Source organism: Enterococcus sp. LJL90, from assembly GCF_056924355.1.
Genome location: NZ_JBXPBQ010000001.1, coordinates 90725 through 115559 on the forward strand (window position 1 = coordinate 90725; position 24835 = coordinate 115559).

General features: G+C 38.1%; 22 protein-coding genes. 15 read left to right on the top strand and 7 right to left on the bottom strand.

The window, feature by feature from the left end:
* Positions 1-12 precede the first annotated feature (12 nt).
* Both AC1Z3S_RS00445 and AC1Z3S_RS00450 read left to right on the top strand, forming a co-directional pair.
* Complete coding sequence (locus tag AC1Z3S_RS00445; RefSeq protein ID WP_461738697.1) at positions 13-1449, top strand: 6-phospho-beta-glucosidase; 1437 nt, start codon at positions 13-15, stop codon at positions 1447-1449.
* Positions 1450-2155: 706 nt separating this feature from the next.
* The gene (locus AC1Z3S_RS00450; RefSeq protein ID WP_461738698.1) at positions 2156-3094 is read left to right on the top strand and encodes an NADP-dependent oxidoreductase; all 939 of its coding nucleotides are present in this window, start codon (positions 2156-2158) and stop codon (positions 3092-3094) included.
* Positions 3095-3180: 86 nt separating this feature from the next.
* Here the strand turns inward: AC1Z3S_RS00450 and AC1Z3S_RS00455 are convergent, their stop codons facing one another.
* From AC1Z3S_RS00455 to AC1Z3S_RS00470, 4 genes are read right to left on the bottom strand one after another with little or no spacing between them, the layout of a single operon-like run.
* On the bottom strand, positions 3181-3897 hold the full coding sequence (locus AC1Z3S_RS00455) for a transaldolase (RefSeq protein ID WP_461738699.1): 717 nt from the start codon (positions 3895-3897) through the stop codon (positions 3181-3183).
* Entirely contained in the window at positions 3897-5267 is a 1371-nt protein-coding gene (locus AC1Z3S_RS00460; RefSeq protein ID WP_461738700.1) for a PTS ascorbate transporter subunit IIC, read from the bottom strand. The genes AC1Z3S_RS00455 and AC1Z3S_RS00460 overlap by 1 nt, the downstream gene beginning before the upstream one ends.
* 38 nt (positions 5268-5305) lie before the next feature.
* Entirely contained in the window at positions 5306-5596 is a 291-nt protein-coding gene (locus AC1Z3S_RS00465; protein ID WP_461738701.1) for a PTS sugar transporter subunit IIB, read from the bottom strand.
* On the bottom strand, positions 5590-6057 hold the full coding sequence (locus AC1Z3S_RS00470) for a PTS sugar transporter subunit IIA (RefSeq protein ID WP_461738702.1): 468 nt from the start codon (positions 6055-6057) through the stop codon (positions 5590-5592). The genes AC1Z3S_RS00465 and AC1Z3S_RS00470 overlap by 7 nt, the downstream gene beginning before the upstream one ends.
* A 300-nt stretch (positions 6058-6357) precedes the next feature.
* On the opposite strand from AC1Z3S_RS00470, the gene AC1Z3S_RS00475 reads away from it, so the two are divergent.
* The 4 genes from AC1Z3S_RS00475 to AC1Z3S_RS00490 all read left to right on the top strand — a co-directional run bounded on the left by AC1Z3S_RS00475 (position 6358) and on the right by AC1Z3S_RS00490 (position 10584).
* The gene (locus tag AC1Z3S_RS00475; RefSeq protein WP_461738703.1) at positions 6358-8298 is read left to right on the top strand and encodes a BglG family transcription antiterminator; all 1941 of its coding nucleotides are present in this window, start codon (positions 6358-6360) and stop codon (positions 8296-8298) included.
* Between the two features lie 109 nt (positions 8299-8407).
* The gene (locus AC1Z3S_RS00480) at positions 8408-9259 is read left to right on the top strand and encodes a DNA/RNA non-specific endonuclease (RefSeq protein WP_461738704.1); all 852 of its coding nucleotides are present in this window, start codon (positions 8408-8410) and stop codon (positions 9257-9259) included.
* A 387-nt stretch (positions 9260-9646) separates the two neighbouring features.
* Positions 9647-10231 (top strand): sigma-70 family RNA polymerase sigma factor, encoded by a 585-nt coding sequence (locus AC1Z3S_RS00485; RefSeq protein WP_461738705.1) that lies wholly within the window; start codon positions 9647-9649, stop codon positions 10229-10231.
* A 107-nt stretch (positions 10232-10338) separates the two neighbouring features.
* Positions 10339-10584, top strand: coding sequence for a Veg family protein (locus AC1Z3S_RS00490; RefSeq protein WP_265459308.1), 246 nt, complete (start codon positions 10339-10341; stop codon positions 10582-10584).
* A gap of 867 nt (positions 10585-11451) precedes the next feature.
* On the opposite strand, the gene AC1Z3S_RS00495 is transcribed toward AC1Z3S_RS00490, so the two are convergent.
* Positions 11452-12291 (bottom strand): AraC family transcriptional regulator, encoded by an 840-nt coding sequence (locus AC1Z3S_RS00495; RefSeq protein ID WP_461738706.1) that lies wholly within the window; start codon positions 12289-12291, stop codon positions 11452-11454.
* 172 nt (positions 12292-12463) lie between these two features.
* Between AC1Z3S_RS00495 and AC1Z3S_RS00500 the strand changes: the two genes are divergently transcribed.
* The 5 genes from AC1Z3S_RS00500 (at position 12464) to AC1Z3S_RS00520 (ending at position 18321) form a co-directional block, all read left to right on the top strand.
* Positions 12464-13765 carry an ABC transporter substrate-binding protein gene (locus tag AC1Z3S_RS00500; protein ID WP_461738707.1) on the top strand — a complete coding sequence of 434 codons (1302 nt, stop codon included), beginning with the start codon at positions 12464-12466 and terminating at the stop codon, positions 13763-13765.
* Positions 13766-13865: 100 nt separating this feature from the next.
* Positions 13866-14798: a carbohydrate ABC transporter permease gene (locus AC1Z3S_RS00505; RefSeq protein WP_461738708.1), complete on the top strand. Its 933-nt coding sequence runs from the start codon at positions 13866-13868 to the stop codon at positions 14796-14798.
* Positions 14791-15636: a carbohydrate ABC transporter permease gene (locus AC1Z3S_RS00510; protein WP_461738709.1), complete on the top strand. Its 846-nt coding sequence runs from the start codon at positions 14791-14793 to the stop codon at positions 15634-15636. The genes AC1Z3S_RS00505 and AC1Z3S_RS00510 overlap by 8 nt, the downstream gene beginning before the upstream one ends.
* Positions 15637-15639: 3 nt before the next feature.
* On the top strand, positions 15640-17736 hold the full coding sequence (locus tag AC1Z3S_RS00515) for a glycoside hydrolase family 36 protein (protein WP_461738710.1): 2097 nt from the start codon (positions 15640-15642) through the stop codon (positions 17734-17736).
* A gap of 156 nt (positions 17737-17892) precedes the next feature.
* Positions 17893-18321, top strand: a complete 429-nt coding sequence (locus AC1Z3S_RS00520) for a GNAT family N-acetyltransferase (RefSeq protein ID WP_461738711.1) — start codon at positions 17893-17895, stop codon at positions 18319-18321.
* Positions 18322-18484: 163 nt separating this feature from the next.
* On the opposite strand, the gene mscL is transcribed toward AC1Z3S_RS00520, so the two are convergent.
* Complete coding sequence (gene mscL / locus AC1Z3S_RS00525) at positions 18485-18922, bottom strand: large conductance mechanosensitive channel protein MscL (protein ID WP_461738712.1); 438 nt, start codon at positions 18920-18922, stop codon at positions 18485-18487.
* Between the two features lie 503 nt (positions 18923-19425).
* Here mscL and yfmF point away from each other — a divergent pair.
* The 4 genes from yfmF to pgsA all read left to right on the top strand — a co-directional run bounded on the left by yfmF (position 19426) and on the right by pgsA (position 23875).
* Complete coding sequence (yfmF, locus tag AC1Z3S_RS00530; RefSeq protein WP_461735936.1) at positions 19426-20694, top strand: EF-P 5-aminopentanol modification-associated protein YfmF; 1269 nt, start codon at positions 19426-19428, stop codon at positions 20692-20694.
* Positions 20687-21976, top strand: coding sequence for an EF-P 5-aminopentanol modification-associated protein YfmH (gene yfmH, locus AC1Z3S_RS00535; RefSeq protein ID WP_461738713.1), 1290 nt, complete (start codon positions 20687-20689; stop codon positions 21974-21976). The genes yfmF and yfmH overlap by 8 nt, the downstream gene beginning before the upstream one ends.
* A 357-nt stretch (positions 21977-22333) precedes the next feature.
* The gene (locus tag AC1Z3S_RS00540) at positions 22334-23227 is read left to right on the top strand and encodes a helix-turn-helix domain-containing protein (protein ID WP_461738714.1); all 894 of its coding nucleotides are present in this window, start codon (positions 22334-22336) and stop codon (positions 23225-23227) included.
* A gap of 69 nt (positions 23228-23296) precedes the next feature.
* Complete coding sequence (gene pgsA / locus AC1Z3S_RS00545; RefSeq protein WP_461738715.1) at positions 23297-23875, top strand: CDP-diacylglycerol--glycerol-3-phosphate 3-phosphatidyltransferase; 579 nt, start codon at positions 23297-23299, stop codon at positions 23873-23875.
* An 84-nt stretch (positions 23876-23959) separates the two neighbouring features.
* Here pgsA and AC1Z3S_RS00550 read toward each other — a convergent pair whose 3' ends face one another.
* On the bottom strand, positions 23960-24703 hold the full coding sequence (locus AC1Z3S_RS00550) for a MurR/RpiR family transcriptional regulator (protein ID WP_265459300.1): 744 nt from the start codon (positions 24701-24703) through the stop codon (positions 23960-23962).
* Positions 24704-24835: the final 132 nt, after the last annotated feature.

Sequence of the window (24835 nt, forward strand, 5' to 3'; positions counted from 1 at the left end):
GTGGTTATAAGAATGACAATTTTAAAAAAAGATTTTCTATGGGGCGGCGCAGTTGCTGCCCATCAATTGGAGGGCGGTTGGCAAGCAGGCGGCAAAGGAGTTAGTGTTGCCGATGTGATGACGGCCGGAGCCCATGGCATTCCCCGTAAAATTACGGATGGCGTGCTGCCGGGAGAAAATTATCCCAATCATGAAGCGATTGATTTTTATCATCACTACAAAGATGATGTGAAATTATTTGCCGAATTAGGCTTGAAATGTTTCCGGACTTCCATCGCTTGGACACGGATTTTTCCAAAGGGGGATGAAGCGGAACCTAATGAAGCCGGCTTGCAGTTTTACGATGATTTATTTGATGAATGCCTGAAATATGGTATTGAACCAGTGATTACCTTGTCGCATTTTGAAATGCCTTATTATTTGGTGACAGAATATGGCGGCTGGCGCAATCGTAAAGTTGTTGACTTCTTCGTAAAATTTGCCGAAACAGTTTTCACCCGTTATAAAGACAAAGTGAAATTCTGGATGACTTTTAACGAAATTAATAATCAAGCAAACTTCAATGAAGATTTTGCTCCGTTTACCAATTCTGGTTTGAAATATGAAGCCGGGGAAGACCGGGAAAAAATCATGTACCAAGCGGCCCATTACGAGCTAGTGGCCAGTGCTCAAGCGGTGGCAATCGGTCATCAGATTAACCCTGATTTTCAAATTGGCTGTATGATTGCGATGGTGCCGATTTATCCGGCCTCTAGCAAGCCTGCTGATATGATGGCGGCAACTGTGGCGATGCAACGGCGCTACTGGTTCACGGATGTGCATTGTAAAGGTGCTTATCCAAGTTTTATTGAAAAATATTTTGAACGGAAAAATTTCCAATTAGACCGCACAAAAGAAGATTTTGAGTTGTTAAAAGCGGGTACAGTCGATTATATCGGTTTTAGCTATTACATGTCCTTTGCAGTTGCCGACCAAGATGGTGCACCGGCCTTCGATTACGACGAAGCCAAAGATTTAGTTCGCAATCCGTTTGTGGAGGCTTCTGATTGGGGTTGGCAAATTGATCCGCTGGGCTTGCGCTATTCCATGAATTGGTTTAACGAACGCTACGAAAAACCATTATTTATTGTTGAAAATGGATTTGGCGCCATCGATGAAATTGATGCAGCTTCTCATCGTGTAGAAGACGATTATCGAATTGATTACTTGCGGGCCCACATTGCCGCGATGAAGGATGCTGTAGAGTATGATGGTATTGACTTGATGGGTTATACGCCGTGGGGCTTTATTGATTTAGTTTCTGCCGGCACCGGCGAAATGAAAAAACGTTATGGCTTTATCTATGTGGATAAAGATAATGAGGGAAATGGCACCTTAGCCCGTAGCAAGAAAAAATCCTTCGACTGGTATCATCAAGTCATTGAAAGTAACGGCGAAGATTTAGGATAAACAATTGAAATGCTAGTTAAAAGCAATCCTTTAGTCACACGGCTGAAGGATTGTTTTTTAAGTTTGTTCAGATTGCTTAATCATGGATTAAAAAAATTCCCTATCCATTTAGACTAATAGGATGCAAGTTTAGACTTTCTTACAAAATCTTCTTAGAAAGTCTAAGCAGCAAACATAAAATCTTCACAATTTCCGGTTATTATGAACTCATCCCAATAAAACAAACCCAATAAAACACTTTTTCATTTTTTACTCCTAAACCCGCCAGTCCCCGCTGGCGGGTTCCCTTTTTCTCTTCAGAAAAAGAGCTTTTTCTGAAGAGCAACGGGTCGCATACAGTTCAACTGGGAGTGAAGCTGAAAATGGTATAAGAGTTGATGAAAGTTGAACTAGCATCCTAAACCCGCCAGTCCCCGCTGGCGGGTTCCCTTTTTGTCTTCAGAAAAAGAAGCCTTTTCTGAAGAGCAACGGGTCGTATACAGTTCAACTAGGAGTGAAGCTGAAAATGGTATAAGAGTTGATGAAAGTTGAACTAGCATCCTAGCCCATTGATCCCCGCCGATGGGCTACCTTTTTGTCTTCAGAAAGAATAAATTTCTAATAATGTTAACCAAGCTTCAGCAATACCACATAACAACTAAAAAACTAACTTATTTGGCAAACTTTTTATTAAAGAGTACACTTATTTTGAGGAAGGTGATTGTTTATGAAACGTTTTGCTATCAAGGATTATGGTGATCCAGAAAAAGTTTTTATCGAACTAGCTGCTGAGCCACGAGAAATGTCTCCCAAACATGTGCGGGTAACGTTACAAGCTTTTGGAATCAATCCTTATGATGTTGGTCTTCGTCAGGGAAAAATGAAAGACGCTCGACCTGTGAAATTTCCTTATGTTCTCGGCAATGACGGTGCTGGAACGGTGATTGAAGTCGGCAGTGACGTTACCAACGTCACAGTTGGAGATGAAGTAATTGTTCATGCAGTCGGTGGGACTTACGGTGAAGAAATTGTGGTTCCGGGCAACAAAGTGTATCGCAAACCTGAAAATATGAGCTGGAGCGAAGCGGCTGGGCTGCCAACGACCGGGATAACTGCTTATCATTTACTATTTAGCCTATTATCCATTACTCCTGACCAAACGATTGTTGTTCTGGGGGCATCTGGTGGCGTAGGCTCCTTATTAGTTCAATTAGCTAAGGCAAATGGCAATCGTGTGCTGGCTTCAGCTTCAAGTAAGAATGAGAACTATGTTCGCAGCTTGGGGGCAGATAGTTTTGCTGCCTATGACAAGGAAAATGTTGGTCAGATTTTTGAAAATCAAGGAGACGTCGTGATTGATGCGACTAAAGGCAGTCGGGACTACGAAGCGGGGATGGACATTGCTAAGTACGGGGCGGATTATGTCGTTTTAAATGTGCTGCCACCTGTAGAGTTTCGCAAACCAAATGTAGAATATCACCACTACGGTCCTAATCGAGATTATAGTGACCAAGAAGCTTTCGCAACGCTAGTTAAAAATTTCGAAAAGGAACAGCTGAAAATTAATATTGCTGAAGTATTTCCTTTTGCCTTGGCATCAGTAATTGAAGCTCATGAGCGAATTGAAGGGCACCCTTCAGCTGGGAAATTGATTGTTGAGAAATAAAACGGATATGAGCTTTAGAATGTTGTTAGAAATTTGAAAAAATAAGCCCTGATAAATTCTATAATAGAGTTTATCAGGGCTTAAATCTATTTCTCTTCTAAAATTGTAAAGCCAAGTTCAGCAACATCATTACTAAACATTTTTACAGTGTCTAAAGATAGTTGGTTTAGATCCATATTGTACATGGATAACTTGTTTAATAATTCTGGGGGAACAGTAATGATGTCTACTTCCAAGTTTTCTGCTTGAATAATATTAAAAACTTCACGGGTGCTTGCCCATAAGAGTTTGGTACCCTCTTTTCTTTTGCAAATAGTCAATGATTTCTTCATCAATGGCTCCGGATTAACGCCTGTGTCGGCAACTCGTCCGGCAAAAACCGAAACAATGTTTTCAGTTCCTTTGGCAAAGGCGTCGACAGTCTCCTCGACTTGTGCTTCAGTCATAATCGCTGTTACATTCAGATGAAGTCCCTTTTCCGAGAGTTTCTTTATCAATGGGGCCGAGGATTCTCCTTTAGTGTTTGATATAGGGATTTTAACATACACATTTTCACCTAGTTCAGAAAGTTTTAACGCTTCTTTTTCCATTGTGTCAAAATCATCCGAAAAAACTTCAAAACTAATGGGCATCCCATCAACTTTACTCAATACCTCTTTAGCAAACGAAACATAATCTGTAATCCCGGCCTTCTTCATCAAGGTTGGATTGGTAGTAAATCCGCTAACAATTCCTTTTTCCTTCATTCTAAGCATGTCACTAATAATCGCACCATCTGAGTAAATTTCAATTTTAAAATTCATTAATCTGTTTCCATCCCTTCATTATTAATTGCTGTTTTTGATGGTCTAATAATACTAGGTAAAATTAAGGCTACCAATACAACTACGATAATTGCATAAATCCCTATTTCACTAAATTGACCACCGACTTTTCCTAACAGGATACCAATCCAACCAAAGTCAAAATCACCAAAAGTAGCGTTAGCAAAGCCCAGCTGTCCTAAAACTGGTAGTAATAGTGCAGGTAAAAATGCAAGCATTAAACCATTTACAAAAGATCCAACCACAGCACCACGTCGGCCACCAGTTGCATTACCATAAACACCGGCAGTTGCACCACAGAAAAAGTGTGGGACTAGTCCTGGGATAATTAAGACACCACCTAAAGCACCTAACACAAACATACCAATCAATCCGCCAATAAAACTAGAAATGAAGCCAATTATTACAGCGGTTTGAGCATAAGGGAAAAATACGGCACAATCTACTGCTGGAACTGCATTAGGAATAACTTTGTCGGCAATCCCTTGAAAGGCTGGCAGTAGGTCTGCTAAAATCATGCGGACTCCAGAATAAACAATTGTTACACCAACAGCAAATTTTAAACCTGCCAATATTGCAAACAGATAAGGTGATTGTCCATCTGATAGGGTTGAAACAAACTCAGGTCCAGCTGCAATAGCTGACACCAAATAAAAAATAATCATTGTTAAAGCAGTTGATATAGTAGTATTTCTTAAAAATCCAAATGACTCTGGTACAGCAATATCTTCGGTTGATTTTGATCCCTTACCAATCCATTTACCTATCAGTGCACTTAAGTAATAACCGACAGACCCAAAGTGCCCCATTGCAATTTCATCACCACCAGTAACTTGCAAGGTAAATTTTTGTCCAATTGCTGGTGACATTGCGCTCCAAGCTCCTAAGAAAAAGCCGCCGATTAGAATTAATGGTGTTCCCTCAAAACCTACAGCTCCTAAGACAGCTGATAATAAACACGCCATAAAGAATGAATGATGACCAGTTAAGAAGACGTATTTATATCTAGTAAAACGAGCAATTATTAGGTTAATAACTAAGCCTACAACTAGGATTGTCATTGTTTCGACACCCAGAATATCTTGAGCAACTGCGACTACAGCTTCGTTATTTGGTACAACGCCAGTGATATGAAATCCTTCTTCAATCATTTGAGACAAAGGGTCTAGATTTGCACTGATAACGTTGGCACCTGCCGACAGCATTAAATAGCCTAAAATCGGACCTAAAGTACCTGTTAGAACTTTATGAGCTGGTGCCTTCATTGCAATTAGTCCAACGAATGCGACTAGCCCCATTAAGATTGCCGGCTCACTAAACATATCCCGTAAAAACTCTAAAAATATCATCTTGCTTCCTCCTTATTTTGAAATCAATACATCAAAATTTATTTTCTTTTTTCTTGATCCAATTGTTTTAAAGTATCCAAAATATCTTCTGTAATTTTCTTTTTATCCGCGTAACTTCTAACGACTGCTACCCGCTTATTTTCTGGGAATTGTTTTGCAAATTCATCGACTGTTACAAAGAGATCAGGATTTTCTCCTAGAGCTGCATTGAAATCGCTAGGACGTGTTTCGACTTCAATCTGATTGTTTTTGGCAATTTGACTAATCTTCATAGCTAATAGATTGCTACTGCCAATTCCATTTCCACATACTGTAATAATTTTTAACATGTCTCTTCCTCCGTACTAAACTTATTCAATAATTCTAAAAATTCATTTTTATTTTTTGCATTAATCAATTGTTGAACTTTGCTTTCTTCATCAATCAGGGATGAAACTTGTTGTAATAAAGCGAGGTGACTTTGGCTATCTTTAGTAGCTAAGCAAATTAGTAAATTGACGTAGCTGCTTTTCCCAAATAGAACAGCTTCCCTAATATTTAGAATGCTAATGCCTGTGCCAATTGCTCCTTGTTCAGGTCTAGCATGTGGCATAGCTACTTTGGGAACCAATACCATATAATCCCCCATCTCAGCGACATTGTTCATCATTGCTTGTACATATCTGGGCTCAATTATTTTTGCTTCTAAAAGTGGTTTTGCTGCGACTTGAATTGCTGTTTCCCAATTGTCAACATTTTGAATAAACTGAATATACTCTTCTCTTATATGACTAGTTTCTGTGTCGTCCATTTGGCAACCTCCTTCATCTATGGCTCAACTATACAAAAAAACGTTTACATTTTATATCACATTAATTTCCATAATGAATTGGAAATTGTTGAACATTTTTATCCAATCTTTGCCAATTCAAAATGGAAAACAAATGATTTTGAAATAGGTCGTTTGAAATAAGTTGACATATCACGGTTTAGAAGAGCTTATTTAAAATATCATAGTAAGCGCTTTTATTCTGAGGTTGAGAAAGGGTAGCTTTTATTTTTCAAACCAATTATTATGAAGTTTGTTAACTAGTGAGAGGGGTGAGTTGTGATGTTCTCATATAAACGGCTGGAGGATATCTTTATAAAATTATATGAAGAAGAATTTCAATCTAAAGAAAATATTGCAATTAGTTTTTCTGTTTCTGAAAGGACTATTCGAAATGATATTAATGAATTAAACGATTTATTGAGACCTCATAATGCCCAAATTGTTAATCTGAGGGGGAAAGGATACGTCTTGAGTAATAAAAAGGAGTTAGCGAAGCTGTATGAAGAGTTGAAAATGAATATTAATCAAGATGACAATATGCTAGAATCTTCCGAAGATCGCATTAAGCAATTGCTGCTTTTGTTGGTTGTTAATGAGGATTATCTAACTCTTGACGAGATCGGTGAAGAAATTTTTGTGGGACGTACAACACTATTAAGCTATATTAGAATTATTCGCCAACAAATTATTCCATATGAACTAAAAGTTGTCTCAAAAGCGAATGTTGGTTATAAGTTAGTTGGTGAAGAAATTAATATAAGACAATGTATAATGGAACAATTAATCGAAAAAAATTTTGGAACTTATATTATTCAATTTTCCTCTATTGAAAAAAAACTTTTTAGAGAAGTTAATTTGACAAAGCTGTCAGAGGAAGTATTAGAAATTTTTTCTCCAAGGGTCTACAAGATTTCGGATTATAACCGCAAGAATTTTATCATTCATTTGGCAATAGCAATTCTGAGGGTGAAGAAAAATCATATTGTTGAAGAGATTCCAACAATTACGTTATTTGATGCAAAAGTTCAAGCCGCTTTAGAAGAGCTTCTCGAATGGGTTCAAATAAATTATCAAATAGAATTCCAAACAAGTGAGAAAAAATGGATTTATAAACATTTTTTCTCAGAATTGTTATATAAGAGCAATTCAATGGATACTAGCAAGCAAATTTATACATTAATCGACCAAATATTAGTGAAAATCAACAAAACTTTTGGTGAAGACTTAACAGAAGATACTATCTTGAAAAATGATCTGTATACACATTTCTCAAGTTATCTATTGCTAAAACAGATTCTGATTACAGAAAAAAATCCTTTACTAGCGACGATAAAAACAAATTATTCTTACGCTTTTGAATTAGCCACATTTGCTACAAAAAATACAGAACTAGCGAACACATATCATTTTTCTGAAGATGATATCGGATACGTAGCTCTCCATATTGCGGCCGCTTTAGAGAGGAAGAGAAAAGCTAAAAGAACGGAAATTCGTGTAGCAATTGTGTGTGGACAAGGGGTTGCAACTAGTCGACTCCTAGAGGCGCTGATAAAACAGCGTTTTCCAGATGAAATAGAAATTGTTGATATTCTATCTTTTGCAAGTTATAAGTTAATGAAGGAGATGGATGTAAATTTTATTGTTTCAACTGTACCGCTTATAAATGCTAGTATACCAGTAATCTTAGTTGATTTTTCGCGAATTAAAGATAGCTTAAACGAAATTCAAAAGTATATAACCTTGGGAAAGAAAAAAAGTAATCTTTATGATTTGTTTGAAAGAGAAAGCTTTATTTTTCAAACCACAACTATTGATAAAGAGCCGTTCATTGATCAACTGTGTTTGTCGTTAGAGGAAAATGAATATATAACAACGGATTTTAAAAACAAAGTCATGTCTAGAGAAGAGATGCTTCCAACAAATATCACCTCTTTTATGGCTATCCCTCATGCAATTTCATCAGAGATTTCCAAATCTAAAATTATTGTTGGGATATCAAAGATTCCAATTAAATGGTCGGTAGAAGATGAAGTGAAAATAGTTTTTCTATTGGCCGTTTCCGAAAATGACAAGGATAAACTACAATTATTTTTTGAGTATTTATCTGAAATTATTGATGATAATATGCTGCAAAAGGAATTAGCTGCAGTTGAAAATTTTGATCAATTTATTAGAGTCTTGAAGGCAAGCAAAATCGGATATTCGATTTCAGAAAAATGATATTGACATGCAGGTAATTAATTTATAAAAGTTACCTGGCCCCATTTGCAAAAAAATTTAAAATTGGTATGATTTCAAAGGAAGAAATTTTTATGAATGAGGGACTTGGATGAGTAAAAAAAAGAATACGAATAAAAAAATTATCGCTGGTGTCGTGGTTGTTCTCGGATTGATTTTTGGCGGTAGTCAGACGCTACCTGAATTGGCGGAGAGTTGGCTGAATGGTGATGATGCCACAACTATTCTAGGTAATTTAACTGCGGGAAATAGCCAGATCACCGATAGTGGTGGCAACACGGGGACCTTGCCTTACAATCAGGCGACCTATGATGAGCTAGCGGCTTTGGATTTTGTCAGTGGCGGTGAGGCTGTGGTGACGGTCAATGACAATCAAGCGAGTCTGAATATTGCAGATTGGCAAACGAATCACGCCGTTTATGGAAATTTAGATGAATTAAATAGAACAACATTTGTCACAGCCTATATTGATGAAACGAATTTAGGCTCTTCCGAAAATCGTGGCAGTCAGGTCTGGCAGCCAACGGGATGGCACCAAAAGGAAGTTGACGGGCAGCCGATTTATAATCGCGGTCATTTATTGGCTTATACAAGCTCATTTAATTTAGATGAGGATGGCAATTATTTAGAAGGTGCTGAAGGCAGCGAAGACAATCCAAAAAATTTGGCGACTCAAAGTGCCTATTCCAATCAGCAGGTTCAAACAAAATTCGAAGCTAAGATTCGAGAGGCTCAAAAAGTTTCCGGTAATCGGGTGCTTTATCAAATTGTCACGGTGTTTCGTGGCGATGAATTAATGCCCCGGGGATATTGGCTGCAGGCAGTGGACAGTGTGGGGACATTGGATTTCAATGTATATGAATACAATGTGCAGCCAAATGTGATTTTTGATTACAGCGACGGGTCTAGTAAAATTGACCGAAGCATGACGGTTGCCGAGTAAATTTCTAAAATTTTATTTGAAAAATATCAGTCCAAAAGGCTGTGACACTATTCTGATTAACAGACGAAATTCTAAATCAAATTCTGGTTGTTTCTGTGGTCCAATTTGTTTGCGACCAGAGAAGACACAGGCTGAGAAGATTCAGCAGGATTGAATTAAGCAGTATTTGCTAGTTTTGATTTAGGAATTTTGATTCTGTTATAACGGATGTCATAGCTTTTTTTGCTGCCAGTTCGTAGCAAAATTTAATCAAGATAGTAAAAATTGTCGCAGAGAGGCGAATTTTGTAAAAACGAGTGCAAATCTGCACACAGCCCCGTTTAGCTCCCAAAAATATTTCCGAAGACCTGTTATGATAGCCTTGTAAAACTCAAAGGGGGCGACAAAATGAGTGAAGAGGAATTAGTTGAATGGTTGCGTTTGGCAAAAGCAGGCGACTCTGAGGCTTTTGGAAAACTTTTTGATCAGTACCGGCCAGTCGTTTTAAATTTGGAGCAGCAGTATTATTTACGGGATTTAGATCACGATGATTGGCTACAAGAGGGACGCATGATTTTTTTTCAAACAATTTTTCATTTTGATGACAATCGCGGAACCACCATCGGTCAGTATTTTAAAGTGGCCATGAGCAATCGCATCCGCTCTTTGCTACGAAAACAACAGGCCTATAAGCGGCGAGGTCAATATGAAAGTCTGTCCCTTGATGCTGATGAGCTGCGTTATCGAATAGCGGAGCGTTATGATACGACACCGGGAGCAGAGAATTATTTATTGCTGCGAGAGAAACTCAGTGGGTATGAGCATTTATTTTCACCGCTGGAGGAGCAGGTGATGGGTTATTTTTTGCAGGGATTTGATTTAAAACAATTACCAGAGCTATTAAATGTTTCGCAAAATTGTATTCGGGGCGCCTTTGACCGTGGAAAAAAGAAATTATGCCAACACTTATTAAGTGATAATGGTGAAGAATAGATGTGAATCTTAACTTGATGAAAAAAATCAGTTGATTTTCAAAAAATCCTATGATAAACTTGAATTTTTTGTGAAAATGAGTTAAAATGGTATTCGAGGTGAATTGTATGGCAACTACTTTAGCTACGATTAAGCAAGACCTTGAATGTCGCATCGGCAGCAGAATCATGTTGGTGGCACAGACAGGGAGAAAGCGTCAAACGGAACGTAAAGGTATTTTAACAGAAACTTATCCATCCGTTTTTGTTGTCGATCTAGATCCAGAAGAAAACTCTTTTGAACGGGTGTCTTACAGCTACTCAGATGTATTGACCAGAACCGTTGAAATTGAATTTCTTGGTGAAGCAGTGTAAATAAATCAAAGGACCAGCCCTAGCGCTAGTCCTTTTTTATTTGATCTTTTTTAAGGAAGACCTCTATCAACACTTAAATATTAGGTCAGCTGCAACTACAGCAAAAGAAATTTTTTCCAGTTTTCTTTTAAAAAAGTTAGGAAAAAGTTTTAGTGAAAAAAAGCAGTTTTGACGCAAAACTGACAGATTTCAGCCTTGTCTGCTGCTAGCTTACTGCTGAAGAAAGAATCTGAACTGTAGCAAGCTGGCTTTTGAAATATTTGCTAAGCAATGCTTTTGAGAATCACGCTTCTCTGCTAGTAGCGAGTATTTGTCTATTCAAGCGGTTTGTAGGTTTTGATAAATTTCGCAATATCTGTCAGAGATTCAGAAAAAAATTTGACTGCGGTCTCCAACTCATAAAAGCGCTTTTGAATCATTTCGTCAAACATTTTTCTAACGGAGCGTAATAGTTAGCCACATTGAAAAATACAGGGTGGGATTTTGACCGACGCGGATCCAAGAGACTACCTCACTAATTCCTTCCAATGTTTCAAGATTGCCGGATAAAGTGATGAAGTCTTATGCAAGGGTAGCCATTATTGGTTTTCTTGCAGACAAAGAGTCAACGACTTAGAGTTTTGTTAAGCGAGGATGGGCTAGTTCTCTTTCCTGTAAAAAAGTTGTGATGACACCAATTGTTTGCCGGCTTGCTGCAAGCACAACACCAGCAACGACTCCCATCAGGCCGGCTTCACTACTTCCGTAAATTAGCGAATTGCTTTTTTCGGCAATTCAGTTGTCGAGATTGAGGGTGGTATCTTCATAAATTTTTTCGCTCCCATCTACTGCACCGCAATAAACTACAATCCCAAGTCAATACGTCATTTAACCCTTTTTTGAATTTCTTGGTGAAAAACCAAATGTCTTTTTGTAGGCTCGTGAAAAAGACAAAGGATTTGAGTAGCCAACGGCTTTTGAAATCGATGCAACCGTATGATCAGTGTTTTCAATCAGAAAACGGGCTTTGGTCATACGGTATTTAATCAGATATTCAATTGGTGTTTGTTGAAAAGCCTTATTAATTATTTTAGATAAATACGAGTTGTCTATCTGCAAGTATTCTGAAATTTGCTGGATTGAAAGACTTTCTTGCCAATAATTTTGCTGTACAAAATGGACAAATTGTTCCGCATATTTTTGCAAACTTGAGATATTTTGATTCAAAGAGGGATTGTTTCCGTCAATGCTCAGGCAAGCTAGCACAGACATTAAAGTTCCCTGAATTTGCAAGGCATTGCCCTTTGATAAAAAATCTCCTTCAATTAGGTCATAAATCATAGCATCCAATTTTTGACTGTCCTTTAAAAAACCTACTCTATTGATATTTGAATAACCCAACTCGTCTAAAATTTCCTCTACTTTATCTCCTTCAATACCAAACCAGGCATACTCCCATGGATCTTGCTCACTTGCTTGATAGACAGGGTCCGCATCTTTAGGTGAGATTAAGAAAAAACAACCTTGTTTCAAATTATAAACGGTATCCCCTAGCTTAAAAATTCCTTGACCGTTTAAAACATAATGTAAAACAAAATAGTCCCGGACTTGTGGACCAAAACTGTGGTTGGGCAGACATCGTTCGTGACCAAAGTTAACTATTGAAATGTTGTCTAGCAGATAGTCATTAAAGAAATATTCAATGCGATCTTTGCTCTCTAAAAACAAAATTATTTCCTCCAATCCAAATAGAGTATGGTTTTATTAGAATCTGTTGTTTTTGGAAATATCGAAAAATGTATACCTTTATAATAATGCGGTTATTCCAAAAAGTAAATAGAGCTTATAAAATAAGTTTGTAAGCGATGACAAAATAATTTGTTTTTGGAGGAATGGAAAAATGAAGAAAAAAAGTATATTTTCTGTGGCTGCGATGTTAACTGCTTGTGTCGGTTTTTTGTTTGGTTATGGTAGTTCTTCTGATACTAATTCAAGTAGTAATGATGAGGAAGTTAAACTAGTCTTTTGGTCAGGGGCAACAAAAGGGAATGCAGATCAAGTCCATGAGCAGGAATTAATTGAAACCTATGCAGAAGAAAATAATATTGAAATTGATTATCAGCTATTTAACTGGGATCAATTAAAAGACAAAATTGTTACCTCTTATTCCGCTGATGATGCACCTTCAATTACTTGGGGATTAGGGGAGTGGTACGGAGAATTTAGTAATATGGGAGCTTTAGCTGATTTATCAAACTTATGGGATGGCTATTCCGATAAAGATTTATTTTATAGCAATGTTACAGATGCCTTGAGCACTGATGGAAAATTGCAAGCGTTACCTAATTATATTGCGCCAAGGGCTTTAGTTTACCATCAAGAGATGTTGACTGAAGCAGGTTATGATACACCGCCGGAAACTTGGGATGACTTATTAGAGATGGCCAAAACCGTTAAAGAGAAGACAGGTCAAACTGCGTTTGGAATCGCTGGAACCGGGGCAAGGGCTCCACAAGAATTAGCTACATTTTTATTTCAAAATGGTCTTTCAATTGCAGATGAACAAGGCAGCGGAACATACAAAAATACTTGGCAGGACAGTGAAGACAATTTAGCTAAAGCAACAGAGGTTTTTCAATTCTATAAAGATATGTTAGCTGAAGGTGTCATTGACCAAAATGCCGCAGTTGGTGGCTGGGAAGAATTGGATACCAATTTTGCACTAGATAAATACGCTATGATGAACAATGGTTCTTGGATGCAAAATTATGAAGAAAATAATCCTGATGAAATGGCAGATGCGACTATTGGACTGCCACCTTATAATACGACTCCGGCGACTTTCTTAGAAATAAATACTTATTACATTTACAACAACAGTGAAAAAGAAATTGAGGAAACTTTTAAATTAGCAACTTATTTATTAAATCAAGAAAATCAACAAGCTGGTCGTCCCGAAGGCTCCCCGAGAACAGACATGGAAATTGATTCTACAAATAAATGGGCAGCTGGTTTTGGAAACCCAGAGCTGATTGAGCAGGCACAACCGCTACCGCCGATTTCTTTAGCAGAAATTACACAACCTATGCAAGATGCTTTAGCAATGGTCCTACAAAATGATGATTCAGCGAAAGATGCTGCAATCTATTTATCAGATAAAGTGAATGAGGCTTTAAAAAACCAAGATGCTTATAGTGAATAATTACTTGTTTTTCAAATGATTCGGATTTCAAGGCTGTCATTACAGTGAGATAGCCTTGAATCTCTTAAAGAAAAACTCTAATTTCAACAGGAGGCTGTATATGAATATTTTAGCTTCAAAAAAATTATTGTCCAAAGAAGGAATAAATAAAACCAATGCATTGCTATACATGGCTCCGGCTATTATTTTTATGGTTGCTTTGATTGGCATTCCTTTAGTTCAGGTAGTTTGGGATAGCTTTCATGCTAAAAGTTTAACGAATCCAAATTTAGAAGGCTTTGTTGGCTTAGAAAACTATCAAAAAGTTTTTGCTGATGAACTGTTCACTGGTAGTTTAAAAAATACGGTTGTCTGGACTTGTGTTTCAGTTATAGGGGAATTAATTTTAGGTCTAGTGGTTGGTGTGGCCTTAAATCAGAAAATAAAAGGCCGCATACTATTTAGGAGTGCAATCATTGTTCCATGGATTGTGCCGATAGCAGTGGCCGGTTTGACTTGGACTTGGATGTTAAATCCTGATTATGGAATTATTAACTATTTATTACAACAAACAGGCTTAATTGATCAAGGAATCTATTGGTTAGGAAGTAAGAATACCGCATTATTAACCGTTACTTTCATTAATATTTGGCGAACCTTTCCTTACTGGGTCATTAGTATTTTAGCCGGACTTCAAACAATTCCTGATGATTTATATGAAGCAGCTGCTATTGATGGTGCATCTATTTTCAAACGTTTTTTCAATGTCACTTTACCAGGTATCAAAAGTGTCTTAAGTACCTTGATTTTCATGCATATTATTTGGACTTCAGTAAATTTTGATTTTATCTGGATTACGACAGAAGGTGGACCAAATTACGCTTCTGAAACTTTGCCGATCATGATTTATCGCTATGCTATGAAGAATTATGATATTGGGAAATCATCGGCTCTATCAGTTATTATGATTGTTATTCTATTAACTATTTTCGCATTAGTTCCAATCTGCAAGGTTATATTTAGAAAAATGAAGGGTGGTCATCACAGTGATTAGAAGCAAACAGGAGAAAATTTTTTCTAAGGCGAGTACCTATATTGTGTTGACTCTCTGCGCAATTTTTTCATTCTTTCCTTTTTTATGGATGGTTTCAACAGCCTTAAAACCAGATACTGAAATCTATTCAACAACCCCCTCATTTTTTTCAAGTAATTTTTCTTTAACAAATTTCCAAGAGGTTTTGCAAGAATCTGATTTTCTAATTTTTTTCAAAAATAGCTTTATAGTATCTGGAATCACAACGATTATCGGGTTAGTAATTGCGGTTTTAGCGGGTTATTCGCTTAGCCGATTTGGGAAATACAAAATTATTCGCGGGTCAGGTGTTTCGTTAACTTTGAGTCAAATGGTTCCGGGCGTATTACTGCTGATTCCAATATATATGATTTTTAAACAATTTAACTTAATCAATACCTATGCGGCTTTAATTTTAGCCTACTCAACTTTTGTGGTGCCGTTAAGCACTTTTATGATGAAAGGTTTTTTTGATACTGTTCCGATTTCACTAGAAGAGTCGGCAGAATTAGATGGTGCTTCAAGATTCCGTACTTTGGTTCAAATTATTCTTCCCGTCTCTATACCAAGTTTAGTTTCAACAGGGTTGTATACCTTTGTGACCGCCTGGAATGAATATATGTTTGGCTATGTTTTAATTAACGATGTGGCTCATAGAACATTAACACCAGGAATTACTCTATTCAGAGGTCAATTCACAACAGACTGGGGAAACCTGATGGCAGCAAGTGTTTTAGCAGTCATTCCTGTTACAATAATTTTTGTTTTCTTCCAAAGATATTTGATTTCAGGGTTAATGTCAGGGGCGGTGAAGGGATAAGTTATGAAAAAAATATACGAATATTCAGTTGGGAAATTAAATTTAGCTTTAGGAATTACTGAAGAAAATAAAATACGACTCTTGCACTACTCAGTCCTACCATACGACTCTAGTCAGGAGAAGGAAGTAGAGTTATTAGCCGCTAGTCACTTGGTCGAATTACAAATTACAGGATATAATCAACCTCTTCATAAAGGAAATAAGTTAGCTAATACTTATGTAGGGAGAGAGCTGGAGTTTGTGAGTCTAGTTGAGGAAAAGGATAAGCTGATTATTACGCAAAGCTATCTTGATAGGAAAATCCAGCTTAAAACGATTACTACTTTAATCTTAAATAATGAATCCGATGCAGTCACATGGCAAACAGAAATTTTTAATACAGGAAAAAATAATTTTGGTATTGAATATATTTCTTCAGTAAATGTAACGGCTGTAAATGCCGGTCCGTTGTTTCAAAGTTATGAAAGACAAGAACTCTACCTTCCTCACAATGCCTGGACGGGCGAGTTGCAATGGCAAACAGCTACTTTAAAAGATTTTGGATTGGATTTCCAATTAGACGGGGAAAAATTACAGGATTCGACTAAAACGATTTCTATTACTAATAACTCTTCTTGGTCTTGTGCACAATATAACCCAAGTGGTCTTTTAATTAATCGAGATTTAGGGATGAGTACTTTCTGGCAGATAAATACTAATGGCGAGTGGCATTGGGAGTTGACAGACTGCGGTTTAGGTAAATATTTAGCATTAAGAATTTTCGGACCTACTGAACCGACAAATCATTGGTGGGTAGAACTAAAGCCCCATGCTTCTTTTGCTACTGTTGAAGTTCTCTGTGGAAATACTAGCGGTGGCTTTGAAGAAGTCGTTGAAAAAATGACAAACTATCGAAGGAAAATCCGAAAAAAAAGTCCTGACAATGAAAATTGTCCAGTTATATTTAACGATTATATGAACTGTTTAATGGGGGATCCCACCACGGAAAAGGAAATCCCTTTAATTAATCGTGCAGCTGAGATAGGCTGTGAGTACTATGTGATTGATTGTGGCTGGTACTCTGACGGCTACTGGTGGGATAATGTTGGCGAATGGAAGGAATCGAGAAAAAGGTTCCCTAACGGTATTATTGAGCTGACAAATTTGATACGAGAAAAAGGAATGATTCCAGGACTTTGGTTAGAAATAGAAGTAATGGGGATTAATAGCCAGCTAGCAAACGGCTTACCTGACGATTGGTTTTTTTGTCGACACGGGAAAAGAGTTCGAGACCATAGTCGCTATCATCTTGATTTTCGAAATCCCGCTGTTCGAAATTATGCAAGTAGTATCATTCAACGATTAATACATGACTATGGTATCGGCTACATTAAAATGGACTATAATATTACAGCAGGGATTGGCAGTGACTTTCAAACGGATAGCTTTAGCAACGCGCTCCTAGAACACAATAGATGCTATCTCACTTGGATTGATGAAATTTTTACAACATACCCGGATTTAATTATTGAAAATTGTGGTAGCGGTGGTATGCGTCATGATTATCAAATGCTTCGACGCCATAGTATTCAATCAATAACAGATCAAACGAATTATTTACGAAATGGGGCAATTGCTGCCGTCTGTGCTTCTGCTGTTACACCTGAACAAAGTGCAATCTGGTCTTATCCTTTACAGAATGCAGATTCTGAAGAAGTCATTTTTAACATGGTAAATACTTTATTGTTTAGAGTTCATCAGAGTGGTCATCTAGCTGAACTGAATCCAGAAAATCTTGCACTAGTTAAAGAAGGGCTTGAGACTTATAAAAGTTTTAGGAAAAAAATAGCGACAGGAATTCCTTTTTGGCCTTCAGGAATCCCTCATATTGATGATGATTGGTTTAGCTTTGGTATAAAAACTGACGAGGGCAACTATCTTGCAGTTTGGCGAACAGAGAGCACAAAAAAACAATTTAGTATCCAATTGCCAATGACTATCAAATCAGTTGAGCAAGTGTATCCCAAGCAAGATATGGAAGTAAGTTTTTCATTTTCAACAAGTCGATTGCTAGTTGATTTCCCAAAAAATAAAATGGCAAGGTTATTTAAAATTAATTAGGCTTATTAACTTTATAAAGTAAGTAGACAATGTTGAACAGCTATTTTTATTCAATGTTGTCTACTTTTTAGTTTTTACTGTAATTTTCTTTAGTTGCTCAATGTAGAGGATTCTTTTATACTACTAAATAAAACTTTTATAAGGTCAGGAGCAACCATGGAGCATAACATTAAAAATTTTTCAGAGCTTAATACGTTTGAGTTTTATCAGATTGTCAAAGAGCGGATTGCTATTTTTGTGGTGGAGCAGGACTGTCCTTATCAAGAGGTGGATGAGGTTGATTTGGTGGCCTTCCACAATTATTTTAGTGAAGACGGTGAGCTTATCGCCTATAATCGCATTTACGGTGAAGAGGTAATTCATATCGGTCGGGTGATTGTCAAAAAAGACTGGCGGGGGACACAGCTGGGGGTTGAATTAATGCGGGCAGCACTAGCTTTTATTGAAGAAAATTTTCCGGGAAAACCAGTTGAGATTTCTGCGCAGGCCCATCTACAAAAATTTTATGGCCGAGTCGGCTTTGTCACGGTTTCTGAAGAATATTTGGAGGATAATATTCCCCATGTGCAGATGCGGTTGAAGTAAGCAAGCATAACGGTAGCGGAAAATGCAGGATACACAAACTGATTAAAGAGTTTTTAACTATTAAATTTTAGATATGAAGCTTTGTGCAAATCAAAAACACTATTTAACCGTAACTAAATAGTGTTTTTGATTTATTTATTTAATTAATTTGAACAACAAGTAGTTACATCTTCGGTCGCATATCTTCTTTATCCACAGAAGTTTGTTCGCTAGCTAATAAATCGCGAATTTCCTTCAAGTAGTCTTCAGCGGTTGGTGCAGCTTCGACAGTTTCTTCTGGTTGTTTTTTCATGTCGCGGGCTTTATTGATTGCTTTGACAACCAAGAAAAGCACAAGTCCGGTAATTAAAAAGGTAATGATTGCGGTGACGACAGCGCCGAATTGGAATTCTTGATTCCAAAGGGTAACATTTAGACTGTTGGTCGTATCTTCAATCGAACCGCCACCGGTAATGCCATAGATAACTGCACCAATTAAAGGTGTAATCACTCCGTCAACAACATCTTTGACAATTGCGGTGAATGCCGAACCAATGACAACCCCAACGGCTAAATCAACGACATTTCCTCGTAAGATAAATTCTTTAAATTCTTTAATCACAGTAGTAACCTCCATTTATTTTTCATTATTAGTATAGCGAATGACTTCAGAGATTTGAAATATTTGGCTTAAAAAGCGGCCCGCTTGTTCAATTTTTGACAAAATCTCCCTTCTGCAAATAATCAGGAATTTCAACAAAATTGTTGATAAATTGAGTTTACTTTCTAAAACATCCGCTAGTTTGCCGAAATTAGCACAAGATTTTTTTAAGCCCCTCAAATTTTTCTGAAATAATTTAAAAAGTGAATGAGAAGCTTACGGGTCCTGCGCCTTAGTCATATTCCGCGGGGAAAGCTCTTGCCTGTGCTATAATGAACAACAGAAGTCATTTTAAAAGAGCAGGCCTACAGGTTTGTTTAGACACGTTTGGTGAATTTTTTTTAAACGTTTACCGGTAATTTTGTGACCGGCACCATCTAAAAATCATTTGCTAACTGTTAAACAACTTCAATGCCGCAGCTCTTCACGGAAACTTAAATCAGAAAATCAAAGGAGCAAAAGAAATGGTTTATACACTGCAACCAGGAGTTAATCTCCATGTGATTGAAACGCAAAAATATAAAACAGTCCGTTTTTTTATGCGCTTTACCAATCGTTTAGATAAAAAGACGATGACCAAACGGGCTTTACTAACCAGTTTAATGGAAACCAATAGTTTACATTTTCCTGATCAAACTCAATTGAGTGGGAAGTTGGCGGATTTATATGGCGCTAGCTTTGGCATGAATGTCGGTCGCAAAGGAAATTTCCATTGGGTCAATTTAAGTATGAGCCTGGTTAACGGCAAATATGTGGAGGATGCTAATCTGTTAGCGGACTCTGTGGATTTTCTGCGGGAAATTTTATTTTATCCACATGTGCTTGGGGATAAGTGGGAGGAACAGACCTTCCAAATTGAAAAAGACAATCTGAAAAGCTATTTAGAAAGCTTAAAAGAAGACAAACAAACCTATGCCTCATTGTCTTTGCAGGACTTATATTTCGATGGCGATGAGAATCAAAAAACACCTAGCGTGGGAACGATTGAAGACTTGGAAAGCTTAACAGCAAAGGATTTAGCTGATTATTATCAAGTGATGATGGCAGAAGACCAAATTGATATTTTTGTGGTGGGAGATGTGACGGAAGCGGAGGTTGTGACGCTGATGGAGCAGTTGCCTTTTGCTGCGAGAGATGTTCAACGGCCAGAAATATTTTACACACAGCCTGTGGATAACATTGTGAAAGAACGGCAAGTACAAGAGCCGGTTGTGCAAGGAAAATTGAATTTAGGCTACAGCACTGACATTTATTATGGCCAAAATGATCGTTTTGCCTTGATTGTTTTCAACGGATTATTTGGCGGCTTCCCCCATTCAAAATTATTTATGAATGTGCGGGAAAAAGAAAGCTTGGCTTATTATGCCTCCAGTAGTGTCGATACCTTTAGAGGCTTTATGAGTGTTCAGACGGGGATTGAAAGTAAAAATCGCCAGCGGGTGCTGCATTTAATTAATCAGCAGCTGGAAAGTCTGAAAAAAGGCGAAATTAGCGAGTTGGAGATGGAACAGACAAAAGCGATGCTCGTCAATCAATATCTGCTTTCTTTAGATAATTCACAGGCGGCGGTTGAAACGGATTATTTAAATTTCTGGTTGCCACAGACAGAAATATCCGATGAAGAATGGTTGCGCCAAATTGAAGATGTGACTGTCAAAGATGTGCAGCGGATAGCAGCGAAAATCAAATTGCAGGCAATTTTCTTCTTAGATGGGGTAGGTGCACATGAATAAACAATATTATCAACAAATCAACGAAACATTGTATGAAGAAACGCTGGCGAACGGCTTGAAGGTTTTCCTTTTGCCGAAAAATGATTACCACAAAATTTACGGCCTGTTTACTACAAATTATGGTTCCATTGACAATGAGTTTGTGCCTTTGGGTCAAGAAGATTTTGTCCATGTACCTGACGGCATTGCCCACTTTTTAGAGCATAAAATGTTTGAAAAAGAAGACGGCGATGTCTTTCAAAAATTTGGTCAGCAGGGGGCTTCCGCCAATGCCTTTACCAGCTTTACCAAAACGAGTTATCTATTTTCCACAACAGATAAACTGGAATTAAACTTAGGTACACTGCTGGATTTTGTGCAGGCGCCTTATTTTACCGAAGCGACTGTTGAAAAAGAAAAGGGCATCATCGGCCAAGAAATTCAGATGTATGACGATGATCCGAACTGGCGCTTGTTCTTTGGAATTTTGGGCAATTTATATCCCAATCATCCGCTGCATATCGACATTGCCGGTACAGTGGATAGTATTGCTGAAATTACAGCAGAAGATTTATATACCTGCTACCACACGTTTTATCATCCGAGTAATATGACTTTGTTTGTCGTTGGTAATTTTGAACCGGAAACTTTGATGGCATTTATCCGCAACAATCAAGACAGCAAAGAATTTGCGCCGGCCAAAGAAATTGCCCGCCATTTTCCTGAAGAGGACGGTGCTGTCATTAAAGAAGGCAGAATTCAAATGGCCGTGTCTCGACCAAAAGCGGTCATGGGCATCAAGGGTTTGGATCAGTTGCCAACTGATGGGCGGGCCTTATTAAAATACCGCAATGCTGCCAATTTCTTTTTACAACTGCTTTTAGGCAACACCTCGCAAAATTATTTGCAGTTGTATAATGAAGGACTGCTGGATGATAGCTTTGGCTATGAGTTTAACTTGGATCGGGGCTTTCATTTTCTTGATGTCAGCAGCGATACGGACCACCCAGAAGAACTATTGAACCGGGTGACGGAAATTTTTGAGAATTTCGCTACAGATGGCGAAATGACCGAAGAAAATCTTGCTTTATTGAAAAAGAAAATGCTCGGCAAATATTTCCAATCTTTAAACTCTTTGGAATATATTGCCAATCAGTTCAGTCAAAATCTTTTTGAAGGCATCACCCTCTTTGATGTGCCGGAGGTCATTCAAGAAATTACCTTGGCAGATGTGCTAGCAGTCGGTAAAGCGTTGCTTGAAAAAGGCGCAGCCAGCCGCTTTTATATTTATCCTAATGACTAGTAAGATTCCCTTGAGGAGAAGTCAGCCGCTTAAAATGATTGAGAAAAATTAAAATTCTCAATCAGAGGGCTTTTCTCTATCCTCAAGGGGATTTTTTTGTGGTATGCTTAGAGGTGATATCTGAAAAAACGCTGGTCGTCATATTTAGGCGATGAACATCGAAAGGCGTCGGATATTTTTAATTTTACCGAGATAGATTTTTGACTTAGCTGAGGATGCTATGTATAAATAAATGAACAGTGAATGGCCAAACAACCAAATACTTTGGGGCTTTTATTTTTTCCTTTAATAGCGGGTGCAAAAATCTCCTAAATTATACTAGATGATTGATTATTAAATGGAGAAGGATGAGAAAACGTGCAGCAGAGAACAGTTGGTACTAGACTACATAACGCCCGGCAGCAGCAGGGTTTAACAATAGAAGAATTACAACAGAGAACTAAAATTCAAAGACGCTATTTAATTGCTTTAGAAGATGATGATTTTGATGCCATCCCCGGCACTTTTTATGTGCGGGCTTTTATCCGCCAATATGCCGATGCCGTCGGCGAAGACGGCGATGAGTTAGTCGATATTTTTGACGGCAAAAAAGCGATAGAAGAACCGCTGCCGCCAGCTCCGGAAAAAGCCGAGCCAGAGGAAGAACTGAGCCGCAGTCGGCACCAAGAGGAAGTGCCGCGAGATTTTTGGAGCTATCTACCGATGATTACTTTAGGTGTGGTGGCCTTTGCGATTATTTTCGTTGTCGGTTATATGATGATGGAAAATTTTCAAAGAGATCGCTTAATCACGACACCTTCAAGCTCAGTGGTGGTGGATCGTTCCAGTAGTTCAACTACCGAATCCAGTTCCTCTACAGAAGAAACGGCTAGCTCTACTACCGAAAGTTCAACAACTGAATCCAGCAGCGAAGCACCAGCGATGGAAATCGCTTTTGACAGCGAATCCGGTCGCACGGTGGCGATGACCGCCAATAATGTGACCGATCCTGCCACGATTTCCTTTACCGCAACAGGAGCTTGTTGGGTAGGAGTTCAAGTCAACGGCGAGTATGTTTATCAATACACGTTAGCAGCCGGCGACACTCAATCGACCGTCCTGCCAAGCGGAGCACAAGCAGCGACGATTGTTTTAGGCGCCTCTTTAAATGTTTCAATTCAATTGAATAATGAAGCCTTAAACTTTAATCCTAATAGCACTACGACGCAACGCAGAGACATTAGTTTGACTTTGAACTACTTAACAGCTTAGTTTGAAAATTTTAGCCAGCCGGCAGACATTTTGCGGCTAACCTGAAGAGGAAAGAGGAGCTTATCAAAAATGAATTTACCTAATAAATTAACGGTGTTGCGGATTTGCATGATTCCGCTCTTTATTGTGATTGTGACAGTTAATTGGGACTGGGGCACGGTCAATCTTGCGGGAACAAGTTTGGAGGTCACCCATCTCGTAGGTGCAATTATTTTTGCGCTAGCCAGCTTAACGGACTGGCTGGATGGAAAAATTGCGCGGGCCAATAATTTAATCACCAACTTTGGCAAATTTGCTGATCCATTGGCGGATAAAATGTTAGTTATGACAGCTTTTATCATTCTAGTTGGCTTAGATAAAGCGCCAGCTTGGGTGGTAGCAATTATTGTCTGTCGTGAATTAGCAGTGACAGGTCTCCGTTTATTATTAGTAGAACACGGGGAAGTTATGGCAGCAGCTTGGCCTGGTAAAATCAAAACGGCAACCCAAATGTTTGCGATTATTTTCTTATCTATCAACAATATTCCTTTTAGTGCCATCGGTTTTCCACTAGACCAAATTTTACTTTATGTCTGCTTGATTTTCACCATCTACTCAGGTGTTGACTACTTCTTGAAAAACTTGGACGTCTTCAAAGGTTCAATGTAATAAAAATAATTAGGCCCCTCGGATTTTTTCCGAGGGGCCTTTTGCATGCACACAAGCTATCTTGTCGATTTTTATGTCTCACAGTTACATAGTTCGAATCGCATAAGCATCCAATAAAATTCGGCCGATAATTGATAAAGGCAGACGGGAACGCACTTCGTAATCAGGAAACAAAGAGCCCTCCGCTTTATAGCCGACTAAGGGAATGTCGATATATTGCATCAAGCTTGAACTATTGGAGGCGGTAATGGCGATGGTACCAATTTCATTTTGGTAGCAGTTTTTGGCGGCCGTCACCAGTTCCTTGGTTTCACCATTTAAGGACACGAAAATCACCGTATCGTCATGGTGAATTTTTTTGCTGATATTTTTGATAATTTCCGGATCTTTATGAAATTCGCAGTATTTCCCTGTCAATTGAAATTTGACGGTCATCTCTTCGGCAATCAGCTCCGAAAAACCACGGGCAAAAATCAAGACCCGCTGAGCCGCTTTAATTTTTTGAATGGCATCTTCAATATTCCACGTATCCAGCATGTTTAAGGTGCGGATTACTTCTTGTTCATTTTTCAAAATCACTTGTTTGATGCGGTCGTCAATTTTGTCAATGGCGGCAAAATTCAGATTGGTGTTGTGATTATCCTTTAGGTGATGCTTAAAGGAGGTGAAGCCGTCATAGCCTTTTTTCTTCATCGTTCGCACAATAGTAGCCGTTGAGACGCTAGCCTCTTCACTGAGTTTTGTGATGGAGTAATCGGGAATCCGGTGAATGTTTTTTTCTATAAAACTCCAGAGATACGCTTCTGAATCGCTGAGTTTGGTTTCCATAGCTTGACCGCCTTTTCGTTTATTCTGGCTTCATTATACTCAAATAAAGCTAAAGATGAAAACCTTAACAGTAAAAATTGCCAAAGCTGAAAACATTTACATCAATTTGTCAGGCATAATAAGGATAAGCAG